Raw genomic sequence first — 1,303 nt, 5'->3', positions numbered from 1 at the left:
ACCATTAGACCAGTTGATGGTTCCTGCACAACCACTAGCTGTTAGAGTCAAAGTGCCTGGGGCACAAACTACTTTTGGATTGGGGGCGGTGATTGTTGGTGCAGATGGCTGACTAACAATCTGTAAACCTGTGACAGTTGTACTAACCACACTCGTACAACTTCCAACCGTACAAGTAGCGGATATGGAATAAGTACCCACAGATGAAAGGGTTAAGCTACTTCCTGACGAACCATTAGACCAGTTGATAGTTCCTGCACAACCACTGGCTATTAGAGTTAAAGTGCCTGGCGCACAAACTATTTTTGGGTTCGGTGCATTGATTGTTGGAGCAGATGGCTGACTAACAATTTGCAGTCCGGTGACAGTAGAACTAGCCACACTCGTACAACTTCCAACCGTACAAGTAGCGGATATGGAATAAGTGCCAACAGACGAAAGCGTCAGGTTTGAACCTGATGAACCATTTGACCAGTTGATGGTTCCTGCACAACCGCTAGCTGTCAGAGTCAAAGTGCCTGGTGCGCAAACTACTTTTGGATTCGGTGCGGTGATTGTTGGTGCAGATGGCTGACTAACAATTTGCAGTCCGGTGACAGTAGAACTAGCCACGCTTATACAAGAACCAACCGTACAAGTAGCGGATATGGAATAAGTACCCACACTTAAAAGGGTTAAGCTACTTCCTGATGAACCATTAGACCAGTTGATAGTTCCTGCACAACCACTAGCTGTTAGAGTTAAAGTGCCTGGTGCGCAAACTACTTTTGGATTCGGTGCAGTGATTGTTGGAGCAGATGGCTGACTAACAATCTGCAAGCCTGTGACAGTTGTACTGGCCACGCTTATACAAGACCCAACCGTACAAGTAGCGGATATGGAATAAGTACCCACACTTAAAAGTGTTAAGCTACTTCCTGATGAACCATTAGACCAGTTGATGGTTCCTGAACAACCACTGGCTGTTAGAGTCAAAGTGCCTGGCGCACAAACTATTTTTGGATTCGGTGAAGTGATTGTTGGCGCAGATGGCTGACTAACAATTTGCAGTCCGGTGACAGTAGAACTAGCCACACTCGTACAACTTCCAACCGTACAGGTAGCGGATATGGAATAAGTGCCCACACTTGAAAGTGTTAAGCTACTTCCTGATGAACTGTTAGACCAGTTGATAGTTCCTGCACAACCACTGGCTGTTAGAGTTAAAGTGCCTGGCGCACAAACTACTTTTGGATTCGGTGAAGTGATTGTTGGCGCAGATGGCTGACTAACAATTTGCAGTCCGGTGACAGTTGAACTGGCT

General features: G+C 46.2%; 1 pseudogene. It reads right to left on the bottom strand.

Going from position 1 to position 1,303, the window contains the following annotated elements:
* Nucleotides 1-1,303: pseudogene (locus ACYVFA_RS24130) on the bottom strand (gliding motility-associated C-terminal domain-containing protein); the annotation flags it as partial.

It is taken from the genome of Emticicia fontis, assembly GCF_054779675.1.
The sequence above is the reverse complement of the archived record's forward strand: the minus strand, read 5'-3'. Positions and strand labels throughout refer to the sequence as shown.